17 protein-coding genes and 1 pseudogene are annotated in these 20,756 nt (G+C 57.6%); 12 read left to right on the plus strand and 6 right to left on the minus strand.

Annotation, left to right across the window (positions count from 1 at the left end; genetic code table 11):
- Positions 1–10 precede the first annotated feature (10 nt).
- Positions 11–1,321, plus strand: coding sequence for an NAD-dependent dihydropyrimidine dehydrogenase subunit PreA (gene preA, locus FHW16_RS06740; protein WP_182548328.1), 1,311 nt, complete (start codon positions 11–13; stop codon positions 1,319–1,321).
- A gap of 208 nt (positions 1,322–1,529) precedes the next feature.
- Here preA and FHW16_RS06745 read toward each other — a convergent pair whose 3' ends face one another.
- Positions 1,530–2,267 carry an acetoacetate decarboxylase gene (locus FHW16_RS06745; RefSeq protein ID WP_182548329.1) on the minus strand — a complete coding sequence of 246 codons (738 nt, stop codon included), beginning with the start codon at positions 2,265–2,267 and terminating at the stop codon, positions 1,530–1,532.
- Between the two features lie 166 nt (positions 2,268–2,433).
- Entirely contained in the window at positions 2,434–3,087 is a 654-nt protein-coding gene (rutR, locus tag FHW16_RS06750; RefSeq protein ID WP_182548330.1) for an HTH-type transcriptional regulator RutR, read from the minus strand.
- Positions 3,088–3,285: 198 nt separating this feature from the next.
- Between rutR and FHW16_RS06755 the strand changes: the two genes are divergently transcribed.
- The 8 genes from FHW16_RS06755 to FHW16_RS06790 all read left to right on the plus strand — a co-directional run bounded on the left by FHW16_RS06755 (position 3,286) and on the right by FHW16_RS06790 (position 11,900).
- Complete coding sequence (locus FHW16_RS06755) at positions 3,286–4,617, plus strand: aspartate aminotransferase family protein (RefSeq protein ID WP_182548331.1); 1,332 nt, start codon at positions 3,286–3,288, stop codon at positions 4,615–4,617.
- Positions 4,618–4,629: 12 nt separating this feature from the next.
- Entirely contained in the window at positions 4,630–5,877 is a 1,248-nt protein-coding gene (locus tag FHW16_RS06760; RefSeq protein WP_182548332.1) for a Zn-dependent hydrolase, read from the plus strand.
- Positions 5,878–5,940: 63 nt separating this feature from the next.
- Positions 5,941–7,395 (plus strand): dihydropyrimidinase, encoded by a 1,455-nt coding sequence (gene hydA, locus FHW16_RS06765; RefSeq protein ID WP_182548333.1) that lies wholly within the window; start codon positions 5,941–5,943, stop codon positions 7,393–7,395.
- 35 nt (positions 7,396–7,430) lie between these two features.
- Entirely contained in the window at positions 7,431–8,228 is a 798-nt protein-coding gene (locus FHW16_RS06770) for an ABC transporter ATP-binding protein (protein ID WP_432652012.1), read from the plus strand.
- A 213-nt stretch (positions 8,229–8,441) separates the two neighbouring features.
- Complete coding sequence (locus FHW16_RS06775; RefSeq protein ID WP_182548335.1) at positions 8,442–8,897, plus strand: GNAT family N-acetyltransferase; 456 nt, start codon at positions 8,442–8,444, stop codon at positions 8,895–8,897.
- Positions 8,894–9,769: an ABC transporter permease gene (locus FHW16_RS06780; RefSeq protein WP_182548336.1), complete on the plus strand. Its 876-nt coding sequence runs from the start codon at positions 8,894–8,896 to the stop codon at positions 9,767–9,769. The genes FHW16_RS06775 and FHW16_RS06780 overlap by 4 nt, the downstream gene beginning before the upstream one ends.
- Positions 9,766–10,872 carry an ABC transporter permease gene (locus FHW16_RS06785; RefSeq protein WP_182548337.1) on the plus strand — a complete coding sequence of 369 codons (1,107 nt, stop codon included), beginning with the start codon at positions 9,766–9,768 and terminating at the stop codon, positions 10,870–10,872. The genes FHW16_RS06780 and FHW16_RS06785 overlap by 4 nt, the downstream gene beginning before the upstream one ends.
- Positions 10,873–10,913: 41 nt before the next feature.
- Complete coding sequence (locus FHW16_RS06790) at positions 10,914–11,900, plus strand: ABC transporter substrate-binding protein (protein WP_182548338.1); 987 nt, start codon at positions 10,914–10,916, stop codon at positions 11,898–11,900.
- A 63-nt stretch (positions 11,901–11,963) separates the two neighbouring features.
- On the opposite strand, the gene FHW16_RS06795 is transcribed toward FHW16_RS06790, so the two are convergent.
- Positions 11,964–15,095: an efflux RND transporter permease subunit gene (locus FHW16_RS06795; RefSeq protein WP_182548339.1), complete on the minus strand. Its 3,132-nt coding sequence runs from the start codon at positions 15,093–15,095 to the stop codon at positions 11,964–11,966.
- 8 nt (positions 15,096–15,103) lie between these two features.
- Positions 15,104–16,276, minus strand: coding sequence for an efflux RND transporter periplasmic adaptor subunit (locus FHW16_RS06800; RefSeq protein ID WP_182548340.1), 1,173 nt, complete (start codon positions 16,274–16,276; stop codon positions 15,104–15,106).
- A gap of 278 nt (positions 16,277–16,554) precedes the next feature.
- Between FHW16_RS06800 and pncB the strand changes: the two genes are divergently transcribed.
- A complete protein-coding gene (pncB, locus tag FHW16_RS06805; protein ID WP_182548341.1) occupies positions 16,555–17,862 on the plus strand; it encodes a nicotinate phosphoribosyltransferase in 1,308 nt (435 codons plus the stop codon).
- A 240-nt stretch (positions 17,863–18,102) separates the two neighbouring features.
- Here the strand turns inward: pncB and FHW16_RS06810 are convergent, their stop codons facing one another.
- Positions 18,103–18,372, minus strand: a complete 270-nt coding sequence (locus FHW16_RS06810; RefSeq protein WP_182548342.1) for a DUF1150 family protein — start codon at positions 18,370–18,372, stop codon at positions 18,103–18,105.
- Between the two features lie 143 nt (positions 18,373–18,515).
- Entirely contained in the window at positions 18,516–18,938 is a 423-nt protein-coding gene (locus FHW16_RS06815) for an Hsp20 family protein (protein ID WP_182548343.1), read from the minus strand.
- Positions 18,939–19,050: 112 nt separating this feature from the next.
- On the opposite strand from FHW16_RS06815, the pseudogene FHW16_RS06820 reads away from it, so the two are divergent.
- Positions 19,051–19,988: pseudogene (locus tag FHW16_RS06820) on the plus strand (nucleoside hydrolase).
- 234 nt (positions 19,989–20,222) lie between these two features.
- Positions 20,223–20,753: a L,D-transpeptidase gene (locus tag FHW16_RS06825; RefSeq protein ID WP_246711628.1), complete on the plus strand. Its 531-nt coding sequence runs from the start codon at positions 20,223–20,225 to the stop codon at positions 20,751–20,753.
- The last annotated feature ends 3 nt before the right edge of the window (positions 20,754–20,756 follow it).

Consider the following 20,756-nt stretch of genomic DNA (forward strand, 5'->3'; position numbering starts at 1 on the left):
GGATATCGACATGGCTGATCTTTCATCGAATTTCCTCGGCATCAAGTCCCCCAACCCCTTCTGGCTGGCCTCCGCACCGCCGACCGACAAAGCTTACAATGTGGAGCGCGCCTTCAAGGCGGGCTGGGGCGGCGTGGTCTGGAAGACGTTGGGTGAGCAAGGCCCCCCTGTCGTCAACGTCAATGGTCCGCGCTACGGTGCGATCCATGGCCCCGACCGGCGCCTGCTCGGCCTGAACAATATCGAACTCATCACCGACCGGCCGCTGGAAGTGAACCTGCGCGAAATGACCGAGGTAAAGAAGAAGTGGCCAGACCGGGCACTGATCGCCTCGATCATGGTGCCTTGCGAGGAGGAAGCCTGGAAAGCCATTCTTCCGCTGGTGGAAGCGACGGGCTCTGACGGAATCGAGCTTAATTTCGGCTGTCCGCATGGCATGTCCGAGCGTGGCATGGGCGCTGCCGTCGGCCAGGTGCCGGAATATATCGAGATGGTGGTGCGCTGGTGCAAGCAGTACACACGCATGCCCGTCATCACCAAGCTGACACCGAATATCACGGATGTGCGCAAGCCTGCCCGTGCGGCGAAATCCGGTGGCACCGATGCCGTGTCGCTGATCAACACAATCAACTCCATCGTCTCGGTCGATCTCGACACCTTTGCGCCCAATCCCTCGATAGACGGGCGTGGTTCGCATGGCGGCTATTGCGGCCCGGCTGTCAAACCAATCGCACTGAATATGGTGGCGGAAATCGCCCGCGACCCCGAGACTCATGGCCTGCCGATATCAGGCATTGGCGGCATCACCACATGGCGCGATGCGGCGGAGTTCATCGCCCTTGGTTGCGGCAACGTGCAGGTTTGCACCGCGGCCATGACCTATGGCTTCAAGGTCGTGCAGGAGATGATTGACGGTCTCTCCGACTGGATGGACTCACGCGGGTTCAGCTCCATCGAAGACTTCCGCGGCATGGCCGTGCCGAATGTCTCCGACTGGCAATATCTCAATCTCAACTACATCACCAAGGCGCAGATCGATCAGGACCTCTGCATCAAATGCGGCCGCTGCTACATCGCCTGCGAGGACACGTCGCATCAGGCCATCACGGCAATGGTCGATGGCGCTAGACATTTCGAGGTGATCGACGAGGAATGCGTGGGCTGCAATCTCTGCGTCAACGTCTGCCCCGTCGACAATTGCATCACGATGGTCCCGATGACCTCAGGCGTTGACCCGCGCACCAAGATGCCGATCAAGCCGGATTATGCCAACTGGACAACCCACCCGAACAATCCGATGGCCAAGGTGGCCGCCGAGTAACATTCAAACCCGCCCTTCGAGGCGGGTTTTTCTTTGCACGTAGGAGATTGCTGCATGGGCATTGTGCGTGGTTCGACAAGCTCACCATGAGGGAGACGGGTGGGCTGCAAACCTAATGATCCGCATCGCAGAACCTCACGCCCTGCAATCCTCGTTCTCCCTCATGGTGAGCTTGTCGAACCACGCACAATAATCCTGCAACGGACCATTATCCCTTCATGTAATCGTGAACCACTTCCCCAAGTCCAAGCGTCAGATCGGCAATGAAGTGCGTGCCTGACAAAACCTCCAGCACCGGCAGACCAGCAACATTGGCCATCACATGGGCATGCAATTCCAAAGCAGCAGGCGCGGTCCAGGCGCCCTTCAAATCGATGTCCTGCAGGTGATATTCGACCAGTTCGCAGATACGCGCCGTGCCGTCCACATGCGGAATGATCTTGATGAGATAATTCGGCAGCAGCATCGATTTCAGAACGGCGGCATGATCGGCCGGCTTGTGCTTGTAACCCATTGTGCCGGTGGCGCAGAGCACACTGCCGTAATGCAATGTTCCAAGAATGGTTTCACCCTCATGGGTGATTTTTGGCCGGGCGAGTTTCTTGGGAAAACCCCAGATCTCGCGCCCGCCGGCAATCGGTGCATCGTCGTCGAGATACATGGAATGGACGTAGACGCCGTCCTTGCCATTGAAGCGGACAGGGATGACCTGACCGGATTCCGTGTAGTCGCCAAAGCCCGTGGAGTCAGGCATGCGGATGAACTCGAACTTGACGACAGGCTCGATGATCTCCAGCGGCTCGGGCACCACCGCCCGCAGCGCTTCCGGATCAGTGCGATAGGTGATGACGATAAATTCGCGGTTGATGAAACGGTAGGGGCCTGGCGGATAGGACGGGCTGGCGAGCGGCATGGCATAGGCGGAACGAACATCGGATATTTTCACGGGATTATCTCCGGATGTCAGGGGGAACTGAGCTGTACTTCACTCAGACACTGCAACCAATATTGCAGCGCAGCGGGACAATAGTGCAACGCACAATCCCTGTCTGTCAATTTCACGTGAGGTGATGTTTTGCATCAGCACCGTGCGTGCAAAAATACCAACTTTCTCACCCGCGCGGGCGGATGCCATTGAGAATAATACTCAGCACCGCCTGCGCTGTCTGCTCGCGAAAACCTGGGCGGCCAACCTGATTGCCCATGATCGCGCGAACCTGCACATCGAAATCCGCATAGTGCTGCGTGGTCGCCCAGATCATGAAAATCAAATGATAGGGATCGACCGGCGCAAGCTTGCCCTCGCCCACCCAGCGGCGGATGACTGCCGCCTTGTCATCCACCAGCGGTTTCAGATGTTTGCTCAGGAACTCGCTGATGGCAGGGGCGCCGTGCAGAACCTCGTTTGCAAACAGACGTGAGGCCTCTGGATGGCTCTCCGACATGCGGATTTTCAGGGTAATGTATTTGCGCAGCTGCTCGATCGGATCGCCTTCGGGATCGATCTCGGCGAGCGGCGCCAGCCACTCCTCCAATGTCTCCTCCAGCAGTGTCACATAGATATTCTGCTTGCGCGGAAAATAGTAGAGCAGGTTCGGCTTGGACATGCCCGCCTTGTCGGCGATCTGGTCGATGGTTGTGCCACGAAAACCATAGGTGGAGAAAACATCGAGCGCGGCATCGAGAATGAGACGCCGGTTGATTTCCTGAATCCGCGTTGTCTTCTCAGGCGTTTCACTCGTCTTCTTCTTTGTTGCCCTCGCCATGCCATTCATCCCTTTGTCACGCAACGTTTCGTCGCATCCCGGAACCGCCCCTATTCCCCATAAAGCGCTTGACCGGCTTCCTATGCTCTTCTAGCCTGCATTTTGACCAACTAGTCAAGTTTTTGATTGCACCACAGGTTCAATCATTCGGGAACACAAAACAAGCGGCAATGTCCGCAAACAGGAGGCGTACATCACATGTCGAAATCGGCATTGGGATTGGGGACCAATAATCTCGAAGCGTTCTGGATGCCTTTTTCGGCAAACCGGCAGTTCAAGCAAAATCCCCGTCTTCTGGTCAGCGCCAAGGACATGCACTTCAATTCCGCCGACGGCCGCGAAATCCTGGACGGAACCGCTGGCCTCTGGTGCTGCAATGCGGGCCACTCGCGCCCGAAAATTGTCGAAGCCGTACAGAAACAGGTTGCCGAACTCGATTACGCGCCCGCCTTCCAGATGGGCCACCCCAAAGTCTTCGAACTGGCGGCACGGCTCGTGGCCATGCTGCCCTCCCCTATCGACCATGTTTTCTTCACCAATTCCGGTTCGGAATCGGTGGATACAGCACTCAAGATCGCCCTCGCCTATCATCGCGCCAAGGGCAATGGCACCAAGACCAAGCTGATCGGCCGCGAACGCGGCTATCATGGCGTCGGTTTCGGCGGCATTTCCGTCGGCGGTATTTCCGGCAACCGCAAGGCTTTCGGTAACGCGCTGGGCGGTGTCGATCACATCCGCCATACACATGATCCGGCGCGCAATGCCTTTACCCGGGGCGAGCCGGAATATGGTGCTGAATTTGCCGATGATCTGGAAAAGGTTATCGCGCTGCACGATGCCTCAAACATTGCCGCTGTCATCGTCGAGCCCGTTGCCGGATCAACCGGAGTCCTTATTCCGCCGAAAGGCTATCTGAAGCGGCTGCGCGAAATCTGCACCAAGAACGACATCCTGCTGATCTTCGATGAAGTCATCACCGGTTTCGGGCGTCTCGGCACACCCTTTGCCGTCGACTATTTCGGTGTGGTTCCCGATCTCATCACCACGGCCAAAGGCATCACAAGCGGTGTGATCCCGATGGGCGCGGTGTTTGCAACCAAGCAAATCTACGAAGCCTTCATGAACGGTCCGGAAAATACAATCGAGCTCTTTCATGGCTACACTTATTCGGGCCATCCTATTGCCTGCGCCGCGGCGCTGGCAACGCTCGATACCTATGAGGACGAAGGCCTGCTTACCCGCGCGGCGGAACTCTCCGATTACTGGGCCGATGCATTGCATGCCCTGAAGGGCCTGCCGCATGTCATCGACATCCGCAACCTCGGCCTCATCGGTGCCATCGAGCTGGAACCCATACCAGGCGCGCCGACCAAACGCGCCTTCCAGGCGTTCCTTGATGCCTATGAAAAGGGCGTCCTTATCCGCACCACCGGCGATATCATTGCGTTGTCGCCACCCCTGATCATCACCAAGGGCCAGATCGAACATCTGTTCGATACACTGGCCGACGTGCTCAAGAATCTCGCATAAGGATTACGTCACATGGCGCTCACTGGAAATCTCAGGATCAACGGCGACCGTCTCTGGGACAGCCTCATGGATATGGCAAAGATCGGTCCGGGCCTGCGCGGCGGCAACAACCGCCAGACCCTGACCGATGAAGACGCAGAAGGACGGCGTCTTTTCCAGAGCTGGTGCGAGAAGGCGGGGCTGACCATGGGCGTTGATACCATGGGCAACATGTTCTTCCGCCGCGAAGGCACGGACCCGGATGCGCTGCCGGTTTATGTCGGCAGCCATCTCGATACCCAACCGACCGGCGGCAAATATGACGGCGTGCTCGGCGTGCTCGGCGGCCTGGAGCTCATCCGTACGCTCAACGACCTCAATATCAAGACGAAGCATCCGATTGTCGTAGTCAACTGGACCAATGAGGAAGGCACGCGCTTTGCCCCCGCCATGCTGGCATCGGGTGTGTTTGCCGGAATCCACACTCAGGACTGGGCCTATGGGCGTGAAGACGCCAAGGGCAAGACCTTCGGCGACGAGCTGGAGCGCATCGGCTGGAAAGGCGATGAAGAGGTTGGTACGCGCAAGATGCACGCCCTGTTCGAACTGCATATCGAGCAGGGTCCGATCCTCGAAATCGAAGGCAAGGATATCGGCGTTGTTACCCACGGGCAGGGCCTGTGGTGGCTGCAGGTCACGCTGACCGGCAAGGACAGCCATACGGGCTCGACACCGATGCCCATGCGCCGGAATGCCGGGCTTGGCATGGCCCGCATCACCGAACTCGTACACTCCATCGCCATGGCCCATCAGCCAAGCGCGGTCGGCGCCATCGGCCACTGCGATGTCTATCCGAACTCGCGCAATGTCATTCCGGGCAAGGTGGTTTTCACCGTCGATTTCCGTTCACCCAATCTCGATACGTTGAATGCAATGAAGGACGAGCTTGAGGAAAAGGCCCCGCTCATCGCCAAGGAGCTTGGACTGGGAATTGAGATCGAGGAAGCGGGGCATTTCGATCCGGTGACCTTCGACGCTGGCTGCGTGACCGCCGTGCGCAACGCAGCCGAGCGGCTGGGCTACAGCCATCGGAACATCATTTCCGGTGCCGGACACGATGCCTGCTGGGTCAACCGGGTTGCGCCCACCGCCATGGTCATGTGCCCCTGCGTGGATGGGCTCAGCCACAACGAAGACGAAGACATTTCCAAGGAATGGGCGGCCGCTGGTGCGGACGTTCTTCTGCATGCTGTTCTGGAGACCGCTGAAATCCAGACCTGACGGGATAATCATTTCCATACAGAGCAGCATGTTCGGCAAAAGACCAAAAAGGGGAACGGACACATGGCTACGAAAGCGATCAAAGGCGGGACCATTATTGCCGCCGACCGCACCTACAAGGCGGATGTGCTGATCGAGGGCGGCATCATCGCCCAGATCGGCACTGATCTTTCCGGCGATGAAATTATCGATGCGACGGGCTGCTATCTGATGCCGGGCGGCATTGATCCGCACACACATCTCGAAATGCCTTTCATGGGCACGCACTCGTCCGATGATTTCGACACCGGGACAGCTGCCGCATTGGCTGGCGGCACAACCATGGTTGTCGATTTCGTCCTGCCCGGCTCCGATGGCCTGCTGGCAGCCCTGCAGGACTGGTTCCAGAAGGCGGGCAAGGCACGCACGGACTATTCGTTCCACATGGCCATCACAGGCTGGAACAAGCAGATTTTTGATGAAATGCCTGAAGTGGTCGCGCGTGGCATCAACACGTTCAAGCACTTCATGGCCTATAAGGGCGCGCTGATGGTGGACGATGACGAGATGTTCGCCTCGTTCATGCGATGCGCCGAGATCGGCGCCATGCCGCTGGTCCATGCGGAAAACGGCGACGTGGTTGCCCACCTTCAGCAGAAACTCCTGGCGGAAGGTAATAACGGACCGGAAGCGCATGGTTATTCCCGTCCCCCGGAACTGGAAGGGGAAGCTGCCAACCGCGCCATCATGATCGCCGATCAGGCCGGTGTGCCGCTCTACATCGTACACGTCTCTTGCGAACAGGCACATGAAGCCATCCGCCGCGCCCGCCAGAAGGGTATGCGCGTCTACGGCGAACCGCTGGTGCAGCATCTGACGCTTGATGAGGGCGAGTACAAGAACAAGGATTGGGACTATGCCGCCCGCCGCGTAATGTCACCGCCCTTCCGCGACAAGAGCCATCAGGACGGCCTGTGGGCGGGCCTTGCCTCCGGAAGCCTGCAGGTGGTGGCGACAGACCACTGCGCCTTTACCACTGAGCAGAAGCGCTTCGGTGTCGGCGATTTCACCAAAATTCCCAATGGCACGGGCGGCCTTGAAGATCGCATGCCGGTTCTCTGGACCAAGGGGGTTCGTACGGGACGGCTGACACCCAATGAATTTGTCGCCGTGACCTCCACCAATATCGCCCGCATCCTCAATATTTATCCGCGCAAGGGCGCAATCCTGCAGGGCTCCGATGCGGATATCGTCATCTGGGACCCGGAGGCTACGAAGACCATTTCCGCCAAGACGCAGAAATCCGCCATCGACTACAACGTGTTTGAAGGCATCGAAGTTACGGGCCTGCCCCGTATCACCCTGTCACGTGGTCAGATCGCCTTCAAGGACGGCGAGGTATTGGCACCGACCGGCAGCGGCCGCTTTGTCGAACGGGAAGCCAATGCCCCGGCCAATCGCGCACTTTCCACGTGGAAGGAACTCACGGCACCGCGTAAGGTGGAGCGCGATCCGAAAAACATACCGGCGGGTGTCTGATGACAGTCGTCGCGCTTAGACCCAAGGCCCAGTCAATGCCAAACGCGACGCCAACAAATGTCATCGACGTCAAGGACCTGTCTCTGGTCTTCCAGACCAATGATGGTCCGGTCAATGCCCTGTCGAACATCAATCTTGCGGTCAATAGCGGCGAGTTCGTTTCCTTCATCGGCCCATCCGGTTGCGGCAAGACCACACTCTTGCGTGTGATTGCCGATCTGGAGCAGCCGACATCAGGAACTATTTCCGTCAATGGCCTGACACCGTCCGAAGCCCGGCAGAAACGAGCCTATGGTTATGTCTTCCAAGCCGCGGCGCTTTATCCTTGGCGCACCATCGGCGGCAATATTTCCCTGCCGCTGGAAGTGATGGGCATGCCGAAAGCCGAACGGGCAAGCCGCATTACCAAGAACCTGGAACTGGTCAACCTTTCGGGCTTCGAAAAGAAATTTCCGTGGCAACTGTCGGGCGGCATGCAGCAGCGCGCCTCCATCGCGCGGGCGTTGTCCTTCGATCCTGAGATGCTGCTGATGGACGAACCGTTCGGCGCTCTGGATGAGATCGTCCGTGATCATCTCAACGAGCAATTGCTGAAACTGTGGGCCAAGACACAAAAGACTGTCATCTTCGTTACCCACTCCATTCCGGAAGCGGTGTTTCTCTCGACGAAGATTGTGGTGATGAGCCCGCGTCCGGGCCGCATCCACGAAATCATCGATTGCAATCTCGGTGCCGAACGCACGCTTGATATTCGCGAAACACCGGAGTTTCTCGAAATCGCACACCGCGTGCGCGAGGGCCTGCGCCATGGCCATTCCTATGATGGAGAATGATATTTCTCACTGGCATTACCAGAGTGCGTGGTTCGACAAGCTCACCATGAGGACTTTTGGTGGCTGCCTAACAGTCGCCCAAGTCATGAACGCGCATTTTCCGCAATCAATCCAACTCCCTCATGGTGAGCTTGTCGAACCACGCACTCTCGTTATGCAAGGAACTGACCGATATTTATCTCTGGCATCGCAGAACCTGTGGCGAGGTAAACGATGACGATCCGACCCGCCAGATTGCGTGACATGTCCGACTGTGCAGCAATCGTGAATACCTGGATCGACGCGACTGAATGGATGCCCCGTGTCCATCCGGCAGACGAGGTCACCGACTATTACAGCGACACGGTTTTCAGCAAATACGAAGTGTTTGTTGCCGATGTCGAGGATACAATTGCCGGTATGGTGGCGCTTGCACCGGACAATATGGTCAATGCGCTATACGTGCGTCAGGACCAGCGCGGAAAGGGCATTGGGAAGGCGTTACTGGATCATGCCAAGCAACATGCCACCGGACCGATAGAGCTTTGGACTTTTGTGGCCAACACCGGGGCTCAAGCCTTTTATTTGCGCGAAGGTTTCCACGAGATGCACCGTACCAATGGCGACAATGAGGAGCGTTTGCCGGATATTCTTTACCGATGGCAGCCTGAAGCGGGAATGCATTCATGAATTTCATTCGCAACAGCGTTATTCCCGTCGGGGCGGTCCTCTTGGCCATTCTCGCGCTTTGGTACGTGTTTGCTGTTGTTCTCAATGCGCCCTTCGAGCGCGATCAGGCAGCCCGCGCCAACACGACGATCTCGACCGGCCAGCTGATCGTGAACACGATGGCGCAGGAGCGTCCGGTCCTGCCCGCACCGCATCAGGTGGCCGAGGAAATCCGCAAGACGGTATTCGACATCAGTCCGACATCGAAGCGCAGCCTCGTCTATCATGCCGGCGTAACCCTGTCCTCGACCCTGTTGGGTTTCGGTCTTGGTACGTTGCTCGGCATCCTGCTTGCGATTGCCATTGTCCATTCGCGCACCCTAGACAAAAGCCTGATGCCGTGGATCATCACGTCCCAGACCGTGCCAATCCTTGCCATTGCGCCAATGATTATTGTGGTTCTCAACGCGGTGAACATTACCGGGCTTTTGCCGAAGGCGATGATTTCCACCTACCTCTCGTTCTTTCCTGTCGCGGTGGGCATGGTCAAAGGCCTGCGCTCGCCGGAGATCATGCATCTCGACCTGATGCGTACCTATAATGCCTCCAAATCGCAGGTCTTCTGGAAGCTGCGCTGGCCGGCATCCATGCCGTATCTCTTTACCTCGATGAAGATTGCCGTGGCCATCAGTCTGGTCGGTGCCATCGTCGGTGAACTGCCGACCGGTGCCGTGGCGGGTATCGGCGCACGGCTGCTGGCGGGTTCCTATTATGGCCAGACGGTGCAGATCTGGGCTGCATTGATTGCAGCGGCGTTGATGGCCGCCATTCTTGTCAGCCTGATCGGGCTGGTGGCCACGCTCGTCAACCGGCGCATGGGAGTGAGGCCATGACCATCTCCCGTTCACCATTGGCCATTGCAGCCTTCCTGCTTGCCGTTCCCGGCTTGCTGATCTCCTCAGGCGGTGATGTGCAGGCGACGCTTGCCTATTCAACCCCGGTCATCCTGTTTGTTGCCGCTGCCGTCGCGCTGTTTACAAGTGTCTCGATACCATCGCTGATTGTTGTTCTCATCCTCGTGCATGTGGTGGCATTTTGCCTGATTGATCTGCTTGGCTCGATGCTGACGGCCAGACCTGACATCGGCTACTGGTGTATGGTCGCCTCATCCTGGCTGCTGGCGTGGTTCAGCGTGCAGAATCTGGCCGGGCTGAAATTGGCATCGGCGCAGGCCCAGCGGCTGGTGAATTTCGCCCTGCCGGTTCTTTTTGGTGCCTGGCTGCTGATCCTCTGGGAGATTCTCGTCCGGGGTTTCGGCGTGCCCAGCATTCTGCTGCCGCCGCCGTCGATGATCGCCGGCCGGATTGCCAATTCCGTGCCAACGCTCTGGGTGGACTTTCAGCAGACCTATCTGAAAGCCGCCATCGCCGGTTATGCCATCGGTTGCGGCTCGGGTTTTCTTGCCGCCATCATCGTCGACAGGGTGCCTTTCCTGCGCAGGGGATTACTGCCCATCGGCAATCTTGTAGCCGCCCTTCCCGTTGTCGGCATCGCACCAATCATGGTCATGTGGTTCGGCTCCTACTGGGAATCGAAGGCGGCCGTAGTCGTGATCATGACGTTCTTCCCCATGCTCGTGAACACCGTGGCAGGTCTTGCCGCGTCCGGTGCGATGGAACGCGACCTGATGCAAACCTATGGTTCAAGCTATGGCCAGACGTTGCTGAAGCTGCGCCTGCCCGCCGCCATGCCGTTTATTTTCAATGCTCTGAAGATCAATTCGACACTGGCCCTGATCGGCGCCATCGTCGCCGAATTCTTCGGCTCACCTATTGTCGGCATGGGCTTCCGAATCTCTGCGGAGGTAGGCCGGATGAACGTCGACATGGTGTGGGCGGAAATTTTCGTCGCGGCGCTTGCGGGCTCCCTGTCTTACGGGCTTATTACCCTTATCGAGCGGGCGGTTACATTCTGGCACCCTTCCTACAGAACATGAAAAAGCAGACCTTAAAAACAAAAACAGAGGAGAACTGAAACATGAAGAAAACGATCGCATTGACGATGGGTCTGGCGATGACGCTGACGGCGGGCTCTGCGCTGGCTGCTGACAAGCTGACCCTGCAGCTCAAATGGGTCACGCAGGGCCAGTTTGCGGGCTATTACGTGGCCAAGGACAAGGGCTTCTACAAGGAAGCCGACCTTGATGTGGAGATCAAGCCGGGCGGACCTGACGTTGCGCCGCCGCAGGTGATCGCCGGTGGCGGTGCCGATGTGGTGGTCGACTGGATGCCGTCGGCGCTGGCCACGCGCGAAAAGGGCCTGCCGCTCGTCAACATCGCCCAGCCGTTCAAGCGCTCCGGCATGATGCTGACCTGCCGCAAGGAGACCGGCATCACCAAGCCGGAGGATTTCAAGGGCAAGACCCTCGGCGTCTGGTTCGGCGGCAACGAATATCCGTTCCTGTCGTGGATGAACCACCTCGGCCTCAAGACCGATGGTGGCCCGAATGGTGTGACGGTCCTGAAGCAAGGTTTCAATGTCGATCCGCTGATCCAGAAGCAGGCGGACTGCATCTCCACCATGACCTACAATGAATATTGGCAGGTGATCGATGCGGGCATTCCGGCCGACCAGCTTGTCACGTTCAAGTACGAAGACGAGAAGGTCGCCACGCTGGAAGATGGTCTCTACGTGCTGCAGAAGAGCCTCGATGATCCAAAGATGGTGGAAAAGCTTGCCCGTTTCGTCAAGGCGTCGATGAAGGGCTGGGATTATGCCCGCCAGCATCCGGATGAAGCGGCCAACATCGTGCTTGAGAACGACGCCAGCGGCGCGCAGACCGAAAAACACCAGAAGCGCATGGTGGCTGAAATCAACAAGCTGACGGAGGGCTCAACCGGCGTTCTCGACGTGGCTGCGGCCGAACGTACGGTCGAGACGCTGCTGGGTGGCGGTTCCGATCCTGTCATCACCAAGAAGCCGGAAGGCGCGTGGACAACAAAGGTAACGGACGCCGCGAAATAGCAATGCGGACTCGAATGAAAAAGGCGGGGAGCAATCCCCGCCTTTTGTTTGTTCAGCGTTGTTTTATTCCGCCGGCAAGGGCGGCTGGGACACCACTTCCAGCAACTCCCGTTCCAGGCGCGCTTCTTCTTCCGCCTTCGGCTTGGAGAAACCGGCGAGCAGCAGATAGGCAACCGGCGTCAGGAACAGCGTCGAGGCCGTGGCAAGTCCGAGACCACCGACGATGACCCAGCCAAGGGCAATACGGGCCTCAGCGCCGGCGCCGCTGGCAAGAACCAGCGGCACACCGCCAAGAATGGCGCAGAGCATGGTCATGACGACAGGGCGAAGACGGATGTTGGAAGCCTCTTCGATAGCCTGCCGTACACTGCGACCCTGATCGCGCAGATGATTGGCGAATTCAACGATCAGAATACCGTTCTTGGCCATGATGCCGACAAGCAGGACCAGCCCGATCTGGCTGTAGACGTTCATGCTCGTACCGGTGAGCACCATCGCAAAGACCGCGCAAGCCAAACCAAGCGGAACCGTCGCCATGACGATAACAGCGCTGATAAAACTTTCGAACTGCGCCGCCAGTACGAGCAGAATGATCAGGATGGCAAAACCGAAGGTGACGAACATACTGGCTGAATTCTCGCCAAGGGTTGCGGCCTCGGCCAGCGGAATGAGACGATAACCCGGAGGAAGCAATGGTGCCGCCACTTCCTGAGCCACCTTGTAGGCGTCACCCAGTGCAAAGTCTGGACTGAGGGCCGCCGTGATGGCGACGGACCGCATCTGCTGTTCGCGAGTCAATGCGGGCGGCACGGCAACTTCCGTCAGCTTGGCAATGGTCGACATCGGCACGAAGCGCCCGTCACTGGTGCGCATGAAGACGTTCTCGAGATCCGTCGGATCATTGATCGGATTGGTTGTCGAGACGAGCTTCACATCGAAACTGCGATCCTCGATATAGACCGAACCGATCTTGTAGCCATCCAATACTGATTGCAGAGCCTCGGCGAGACCGGTGATGTCGATGCCGAGGTCGGATGCCCGTTCGCGATCGATGGAAACGGAGAGCTGCGGCTGCGTCGGTTCATTGGTCAGGCGGGGCCGGTCAAATCGCTTGTCCTTTTCGAGAGCAGATACGATCTTGGCGGCGGTCGTTCCAAGTTCCGCATAGCTCGTACCGACGATAGCGAACTGCAGGCCGTTGCCGGCGCCGCGAATGCCGAGCGAGTTGGGCTGGGCAGCGAAGACCTGAATACCAGGAATGTTGCGCACGCGCTTGGACACGTCGGCGAGGATTTCCTGCTGGGTCCGGTGACGTTCCTTCCATGTGGCAAGGCTAAGTACCATGAAACCGCGATTGGTATTGCCATTCTGTCCGGCGATGGAGAACGTGTTCTGAATTTCACCGGAATCACGCATCGGCTGGATCAACGTTTCGATCTGGCGCATCTGGTCGTTCAGATATTCCAGACTGACACCCTGCGGCGCCGTAATACGCAGGAAGGCAGAAGCGCGGTCTTCTGCCGGCGTCAGTTCCTGCTTGAGCAGCGAAAAAGCACCGAATGCCGCACCGGCAAACAGCAGCGACGCCAGAACCACAAGCCATGGCGCTGCCAGACATCCGTGCAGCATGCGGCGGTAGGCTTCGAGGAACCAGCCACCCACGCGCCTGATCAGACCCGGCGAATGGTTGATGTCTTCGTGCTTGGCTTCACTTGCCGAAAGCAATCGAGATGCCAGCATCGGGCAAAGCGTGAGTGCAACAACAGCCGAGAGCAGAACGCAGATTGCCAGTACGAAACCGAACTCACGAAAAAGCCCGCCGGTCTGTCCCGGCAGGAACGAGAGCGGCACGAAAACGGCGGCAAGCGTCACCGTCGTTGCGATAACCGCAAAGAACACTTCCTGCGTGCCCAGCACAGCCGCCGCACGCGGGCCCATGCCCTGATTGCGCCGCCGGACAATATTTTCAAGCACCACGATGGCGTCGTCCACCACGAGACCGGTCGCCAGCACCAATGCCAGCAAAGTCAGGATGTTGATCGAAAATCCGGCGAGATAGACCGCCGAAATGGTGCCGATCAGTGCCACCGGCATGGTAACTGCAGGGATCAGCGTGGCGCGGATATCCCAGAGGAACAGGTAAATGATCAGGATGATGATGAAAACGGAAGCGCCGAGCGCGATCTCAACCTCGTGCACGGCACCGTTGATGAAATCGGCATCATCACTGGTCACACGAATATCTACACCTTGCGGCAGGGTCTTCTGCAACTGGGCCACAGCTTCGCGGATGCCCTTGGAAATGTCGAGCGTATTGGACTGTGCCTGACGGATGATACCAAGACCAATACCAGTCTTGCCGTTCGCCCGCAGCGTCGATGTGCCGATATCCGGGCCGAGCGTTACCGTCGCGATATCGCGAATCTTGGTGCGGCCGCTGATGATGATGTTCTCGAAGTCCTCGGGCGTGACGATCGGCGCCGTAGCGCGCACCACAATGCTCTGGGCATTGCTGTTGATCTGGCCGGCCGGCGTATCGAACGCCATGGTGTCGAGCGCGGTGCGGACATTGGCGACGGTCAGCCCAAGGCTTGCGAGCTTGCCCTGATCGATGTCGATGCGGAAAATCTTGCTGCGATTGCCGTTGACCTGCACGTCGGCCACGCCAGGAACAGACGCAAGCACATCCTCGATCTGGTCCTCGACCAGTACGGTCATGTCCTCGACCGCCATGGTGTCTGACGTCACGGCAAGACGCATCACCGCATCCGCATTGGCGTCTGCTTTGACGATCTGCGGCGGGTCGGCCTGCTCCGGCAGGGTGTTGGTGATGCGGCTGATGGCATCACGCATATCGGCGGCAGCGACATTCAGATCAACGCCGTCGTTGAATTCAACCGTGACACGGCTGGTGCCGAAGGACGAACTGGAGGAAATGGATTTGACGCCCGATACGCGGGAAACAGCACCTTCAATGGCGGCGGTCAGCTCGCGGTCGACCGTCTCGGCTGCCGCGGCCTCAAATGTCGTTGTGACTGTCACCACTGGCCGGTCAACATCAGGCAGTTCACGCACATCGACACCATAGAAGGCGGCAAGGCCGGCCACGACGATCAGCGCATTAAGAACCAGTGCCAGAACCGGACGGCGAATGAAAAGGGCGGTGAAATTGGAGTCAGACTGTGAATTGCTCACGCCGCACCTCAGCCCTGTTCGCCGACAGAAGCCAACGGCTTCGTACCGGAATCAGTCTGGCTGGCAGGCTGGCCCTTGATCTGGACGGTGCCGCCCTGACGAACGGCCTGTACGCCTTCGGCAACGATAAGGTCACCCGGCTGGATCTCGGCATTGACCAGAACATAGGCTGTATTGCGCTGCATGATGCGCACGGGAATGCGCTGCGCCTTGTTGTCAGTGATCTTCCAGACATAGGCGCCGTCGGTACCCCATTGGATAGCGAGCGGGTCGACCGTCGGATATGTCTCGCCGGCAAAACCCATGGTGACCTGAAAGGCCATGCCTTCACGCAGGGCATCGTTCGGATTGGTGATCTTGGCCTGTACCTGCAGGGTGCGGCTGCTCGGGTCAACGCGGTTGTCGATGGAACTGATGGCTCCCTTGAACGTCTCACCCGGGCGGGCAACTGACGTAGCGGTGACAGCGGCGCCAACTTTGACGGACGGGGCAAAGCGTTCCGGTATCCAGAAATCCACCAGTACATCCGTACGGTCGGCAATGGTGGCGATCTGGGTGGTCGTGGTAATGTAATTACCGGCACTGACAGGCAGAATACCGACAATGCCACCGATGGGTGCCTTGATGGCACGGCGGTCCAGCGCCAGCTCCGCTTCACGCACATCAAGACCGGCATTATCGACAGCCAGTCCCGCATCAGACACCTGCACTGCTGATACTGTGTTGGTGTTGCTCAAGTTTTCGGCACGCTTCAGCTTGCTCTGTGCGTCTTTCAGCATAGTGCGCGCCTTGTCGGCGGCGATGGTTTCGGCCTCTGCATCCAGTCGGGCGATCACATCGCCAGCTTCGACCTTTGTACCCGAGGTGACGAGAATCTCGTTCATCCGGCCAGCGGCAAAAGGCGTGACGGAAACCGAGCTTTTTGCCTTGCCAGTGCCGATGGCGGAAAACTTGTCATTGATTTTAGCTTGCTCGGCCGCACGCACAACGACGATCGGTGTAGGCTGGGCATTGCCACGACGCTGACCGGTTGCCGCGGCAGGGTCGGTTGCGGCGGTCGGAGATGTGTCGAGACCGGCCTTTTTCAGGAGGTTGGTCGAGCCTGGGAAAAAGTACAGCCATCCAGCGCCAGCAATGGCAAGGATCACAACAACCAGTACGAGCTGTTTCCAGACTTTCATGCACCACTCCAAAAAGGCCGGTTCCGCCATAGGCAGAGCCAGCACCACCGTATTTCTGATTATATCCCAATGCGCATCCCGGCGCTCGGGTTGTTTAGACGCAAGAATAAAGCGCTTTGATGTCGCCGTTAATGACAAAACTGTGAGGTTACAAAGATTTAATACAAGTCATCACTTCCGGTTGATTGCGGAATTTAGCCGGATATGGCCGGTTCTGCTTGATGGCCGGTTTCTGCCGTGCAACATGGCGGGCGGAAATTCCGGAAGGAGAGCATTCAATGGCGACCAAGACCGACATTGCACGGCGTGTGTTCAACCACACATGGAAACTCGATCCCATTGTCCGCAGCCTGCTCGACACGGACTTCTACAAATTGCTGATGCTGCAAATGATCTGGGGAATCTATCCGAAAGTCGATGCGACCTTCACCCTGATCAACCGGACCACACGTGTCCGGCTGGGAGAAGAGATCGACGAAGGTGAACTGCGCGAACAACTGGACCATGCGCGGACGATCCGTTTCTCCAAAAAGGAAATGATCTGGCTCGGCGGTAACACATTCTACGGCAAGAAGCAGATTTTCGAACCGGACTTCCTTGAATGGCTGACCAATTTCCAGCTGCCGGAATATGAGCTGACCAAGCGCGACGGTCAGTATGAGCTGAATTTCCATGGACCTTGGATGTACACAACCATGTGGGAAATCCCGGCACTCACCATCATCAATGAATTGCGCTCGCGTGCTGCAATGAAGAAGATGGGCCGCTTCGAACTCGACGTGCTCTACGCCCGTGCCAAGGCCAAGATGTGGACCAAGGTTGAGCGCCTGCGTTCCCTGCCCGATATCCGCATTTCCGATTTCGGCACGCGCCGACGCCATTCATTCCTGTGGCAGCGCTGGTGCGTCGAGGCCCTGAAGGAAGGCATCGGTGAGGCATTTACGGGCACCAGCAACGTACTGCTCGCCATGGACAATGATCTGGAAGCGCTCGGCACCAATGCGCATGAGTTGCCAATGGTTTTGGCAGCACTAAGCCGTACGGACGAGGAGTTGCTGAAATCACCATACAAGGTGCTCCAGGATTGGAACCGGTATTATGGCGGTAACCTGTTGATCGTCCTGCCGGATGCATTCGGAACGGCGGCCTTCCTGCGGGATGCGCCGGATTGGGTTTCCGACTGGACCGGTTTTCGTCCGGACAGCGCTCCTCCCATCGAAGGCGGCGAAAAAATCCTCGCCTGGTGGCGCTCCAAGGGCAAGGACCCGCGCAGCAAACTTCTGGTATTTTCCGATGGCCTTGATGTGGAGACCATCGAGGAAACCTACCATCACTTCAAGGGTAAGGTGCGCATGAGTTTTGGTTGGGGAACCAACCTGACCAATGATTTCGAGGATTGTGCGCCTCGTTTCAATGATCAGCTCAATGCAATCTCATTGGTCTGCAAGGTCAGCGAAGCCAACGGTCGACCGGCGGTCAAACTGTCGGACAATCCGAAAAAGGCGACCGGCGACAAGGCGGTGATCAAGCGATATCTCGAGTTATTTGGAGCACAGGACCGGATAGAGCAGCCTGTTAAAGTCTAAGTCGAAAGAGATCACATTGCTATTGCGCGTGGTTCGACGAGCTCACCATGAGGGAGATGGGTGGGCTGCAAAGCCAATCGCGCAGTTTACAGTAAACTTGCAGAATTTGGCTTCCCGCAGTCCTCACTCTCCCTCATGGCGAGCTTGCCGAACCACGCGCCAATCATGCAGCGCATCAACGCAAACAAAAACCCCGCCAGCAAGCCGACGGGGTTTACGAAACTAATTTATAATCGGATTTTACTGCAACATGACTGTCTGCAGCTCGTGCTCCTGTGCGCCGACAAGAATACTATCGCGCTCATCGGAAAGCACGATCGGATCGCCGTTGGCCGCAAAGAGCGCCCAGAGTTCGACGCCCGGTGTCATCGGCGGCAAAGCTGGGAAACTGGTGGCGAGATCGTCGGTCTTCACCTTGCGCATGTAGGCTACCTGTCCGGCGCCAAGACGCGAAAATTCCAGTTCACTCAGGAAATTCTTCGAAACAGTGTTTTGCATGTCAGCCTCCATATTCGGACAGTCCTTCCAAAGGCCCTGTCCCGTTAGAGCTACTACTGCGCCATGCGTCCCCTTGGACGCATAAAGGACGCAGTAGCCCTTTAGTGGCGCGTAATCCTTTCCAAAAATCGAAGATGATTTTTGGGGGTTATGCGCTAGTCCTGAACGGCAATATTAATGCGTTTGACCAAACGTTCGGGTTCCGGACGGTCGAGATCGATCGACAGAAGCCCATTCTTCAAAGTGGCGGCGCCGACGCGCATTCCATCCGCAAGAACGAAGATGCGCTGAAACTGGCGCGCTGCGATGCCACGATGCAAATATTCCCGTTCGCTTTCATCAGCCTGTCTGCCACGAATGACCAACTGATTGTCTTCCGTGGTCACTTCGAGATCGTCATTGGAAAAACCAGCGACTGCGAGGGTGATACGAAGCTGTTCCCGGCCATTGGCGCCATGGATACGTTCGATATTGTAAGGCGGATAGCCGTCGCCGGATTTGGCGATGCGTTCCAGCGTCTTTTCCATCGTGTCGAAACCAAGCAGCAAAGGGCTTGAAAACGGTGTCATTCGTGTCATCTGTGCAGTCCTCAGAAAAGCGACCTAAAAGAGAAACCCGGAGATGGCATTTCCCTTCTGTCCTTTGATATGGTCGATCCGAACGCAGACTTCAAGAGAATGAAAGCAAGAGATGACGCGGAAAATCATAATTGACACAGATCCAGGCCAGGACGATGCGCTGGCAATCCTACTGGCGCTCGCAAGCCCCGAACTGGATGTTCTCGGAATCACTGCGGTAGCCGGGAACGTGCCGCTGCAATTGACCGAAACCAATGCCCGGAAGATCTGCGAACTGGCGGGACGGCCTGATGTAAAAGTTTTTGCCGGAGCTGACCGCCCCTTGATGCGCGCGCTGGTCACAGCCGAGTACGTGCATGGCAAGACCGGCCTCGATGGCCCCGACCTCCCGAACCGACCATGCCCCTGCAGAAACAGCACGCAGTCGATTTCATCATAGAAACCTTGCTGGCCGAAGAAAGCGGCAGCGTCACCCTGTGTCCGCTCGGCCCTCTCACCAATATTGCGCAGGCGCTGATCCGTGCGCCGCAGATTGCGTCGCGCATTCGCGAGATCGTGCTGATGGGCGGCGGCTTTTTCGAAGGCGGCAATGTAACGCCAACCGCAGAATTCAACATTTATGTCGACCCGCAGGCGGCGCAGATCGTGCTTGCCTCGGGCGTGCCTGTGGTCATGCTGCCACTGGATGTCACGCACAAGGCATTGACGAGCACCAGGCGTGTCGAGCGATTCCGCGCCATGGGTACGAAATCGGGTGTCGCGTCGGCTGAACTGCTCGATTTCTTTGAACGGTTCGATGAAGAAAAATACGGCAGCGACGGCGGGCCCCTGCATGATCCGAACGTGATTGCCTATCTCCTGCAACCAGACCTTTACAAGGGAAGACATTGCAACGTGACCGTCGATACGGTTTCGGACCTCACGCTCGGCATGACCGTGGTGGACTGGTGGGGCGTGACAGATCGGCCAAAGAACGCCTTCTATATCAGAGACGTGAACGATGAGGGCTTCTTTGACCTTTTGATTGAACGCGTCGCGCGCCTTCCCTAGTGATCCGATTCTGACATTGGGTTGGCCGCATGAGATTAAACTCGTTGCACCAGATCACGGAGTCCGGCAGCCCTGTTGCCGGACCTATCTCCTTGTTTCATCACGAAAAGGTGAGTCCTCGTAAACCTTCAGTCAGCAATTGAGGCGTATAATCCATGACAGAAAGCCCGGAATGGATGGGCGTAATCGTACGGGACCGATATGCTGACACGGCGAACGTTCTTCTATGGATGTATGGCGACCATTGCAGCGCCGCAGGCCGCCTTGGCAAAACCGCCAAAGCCGTCTTTCGTTCTTAACCCCGAATATAGGCCTCAGATCGTCGACTACCCGACCTATGAAGAAATCGGGACAGTTGTGATCGATCCACGCAACCGCTTTCTTTATCTGATCGACGATGAGTATTCGGCGATACGGTATGGCATTGGCGTTGGACGGGCAGGCCGGGCCTTTTCCGGAACCGCGGAAGTCGGCAGGAAGGCCAAATGGCCGCGCTGGCAGCCTACCGACAACATGATCAAACGGCAGCCGGAAAAATATGCGCGCTATGCGGATGGAGTTGCGGGCGGCGGGAGCAATCCGCTGGGGGCTCGTGCGCTCTATCTCTATCGCAACGGGCGTGACACCTACTACCGCATCCATGGCACTACGGAGCCCTGGTCAATCGGCAAGGCCGTTTCCAATGGCTGTATCCGTATGATCAACGAACATGTCATGGATTTGTACGAGCGCGTTCCCTTGGGAACCCCGGTGATCGTTCTCTGAGTT

Source organism: Phyllobacterium myrsinacearum, from assembly GCF_014138285.1.
Taxonomy (GTDB): domain Bacteria; phylum Pseudomonadota; class Alphaproteobacteria; order Rhizobiales; family Rhizobiaceae; genus Phyllobacterium; species Phyllobacterium myrsinacearum_A.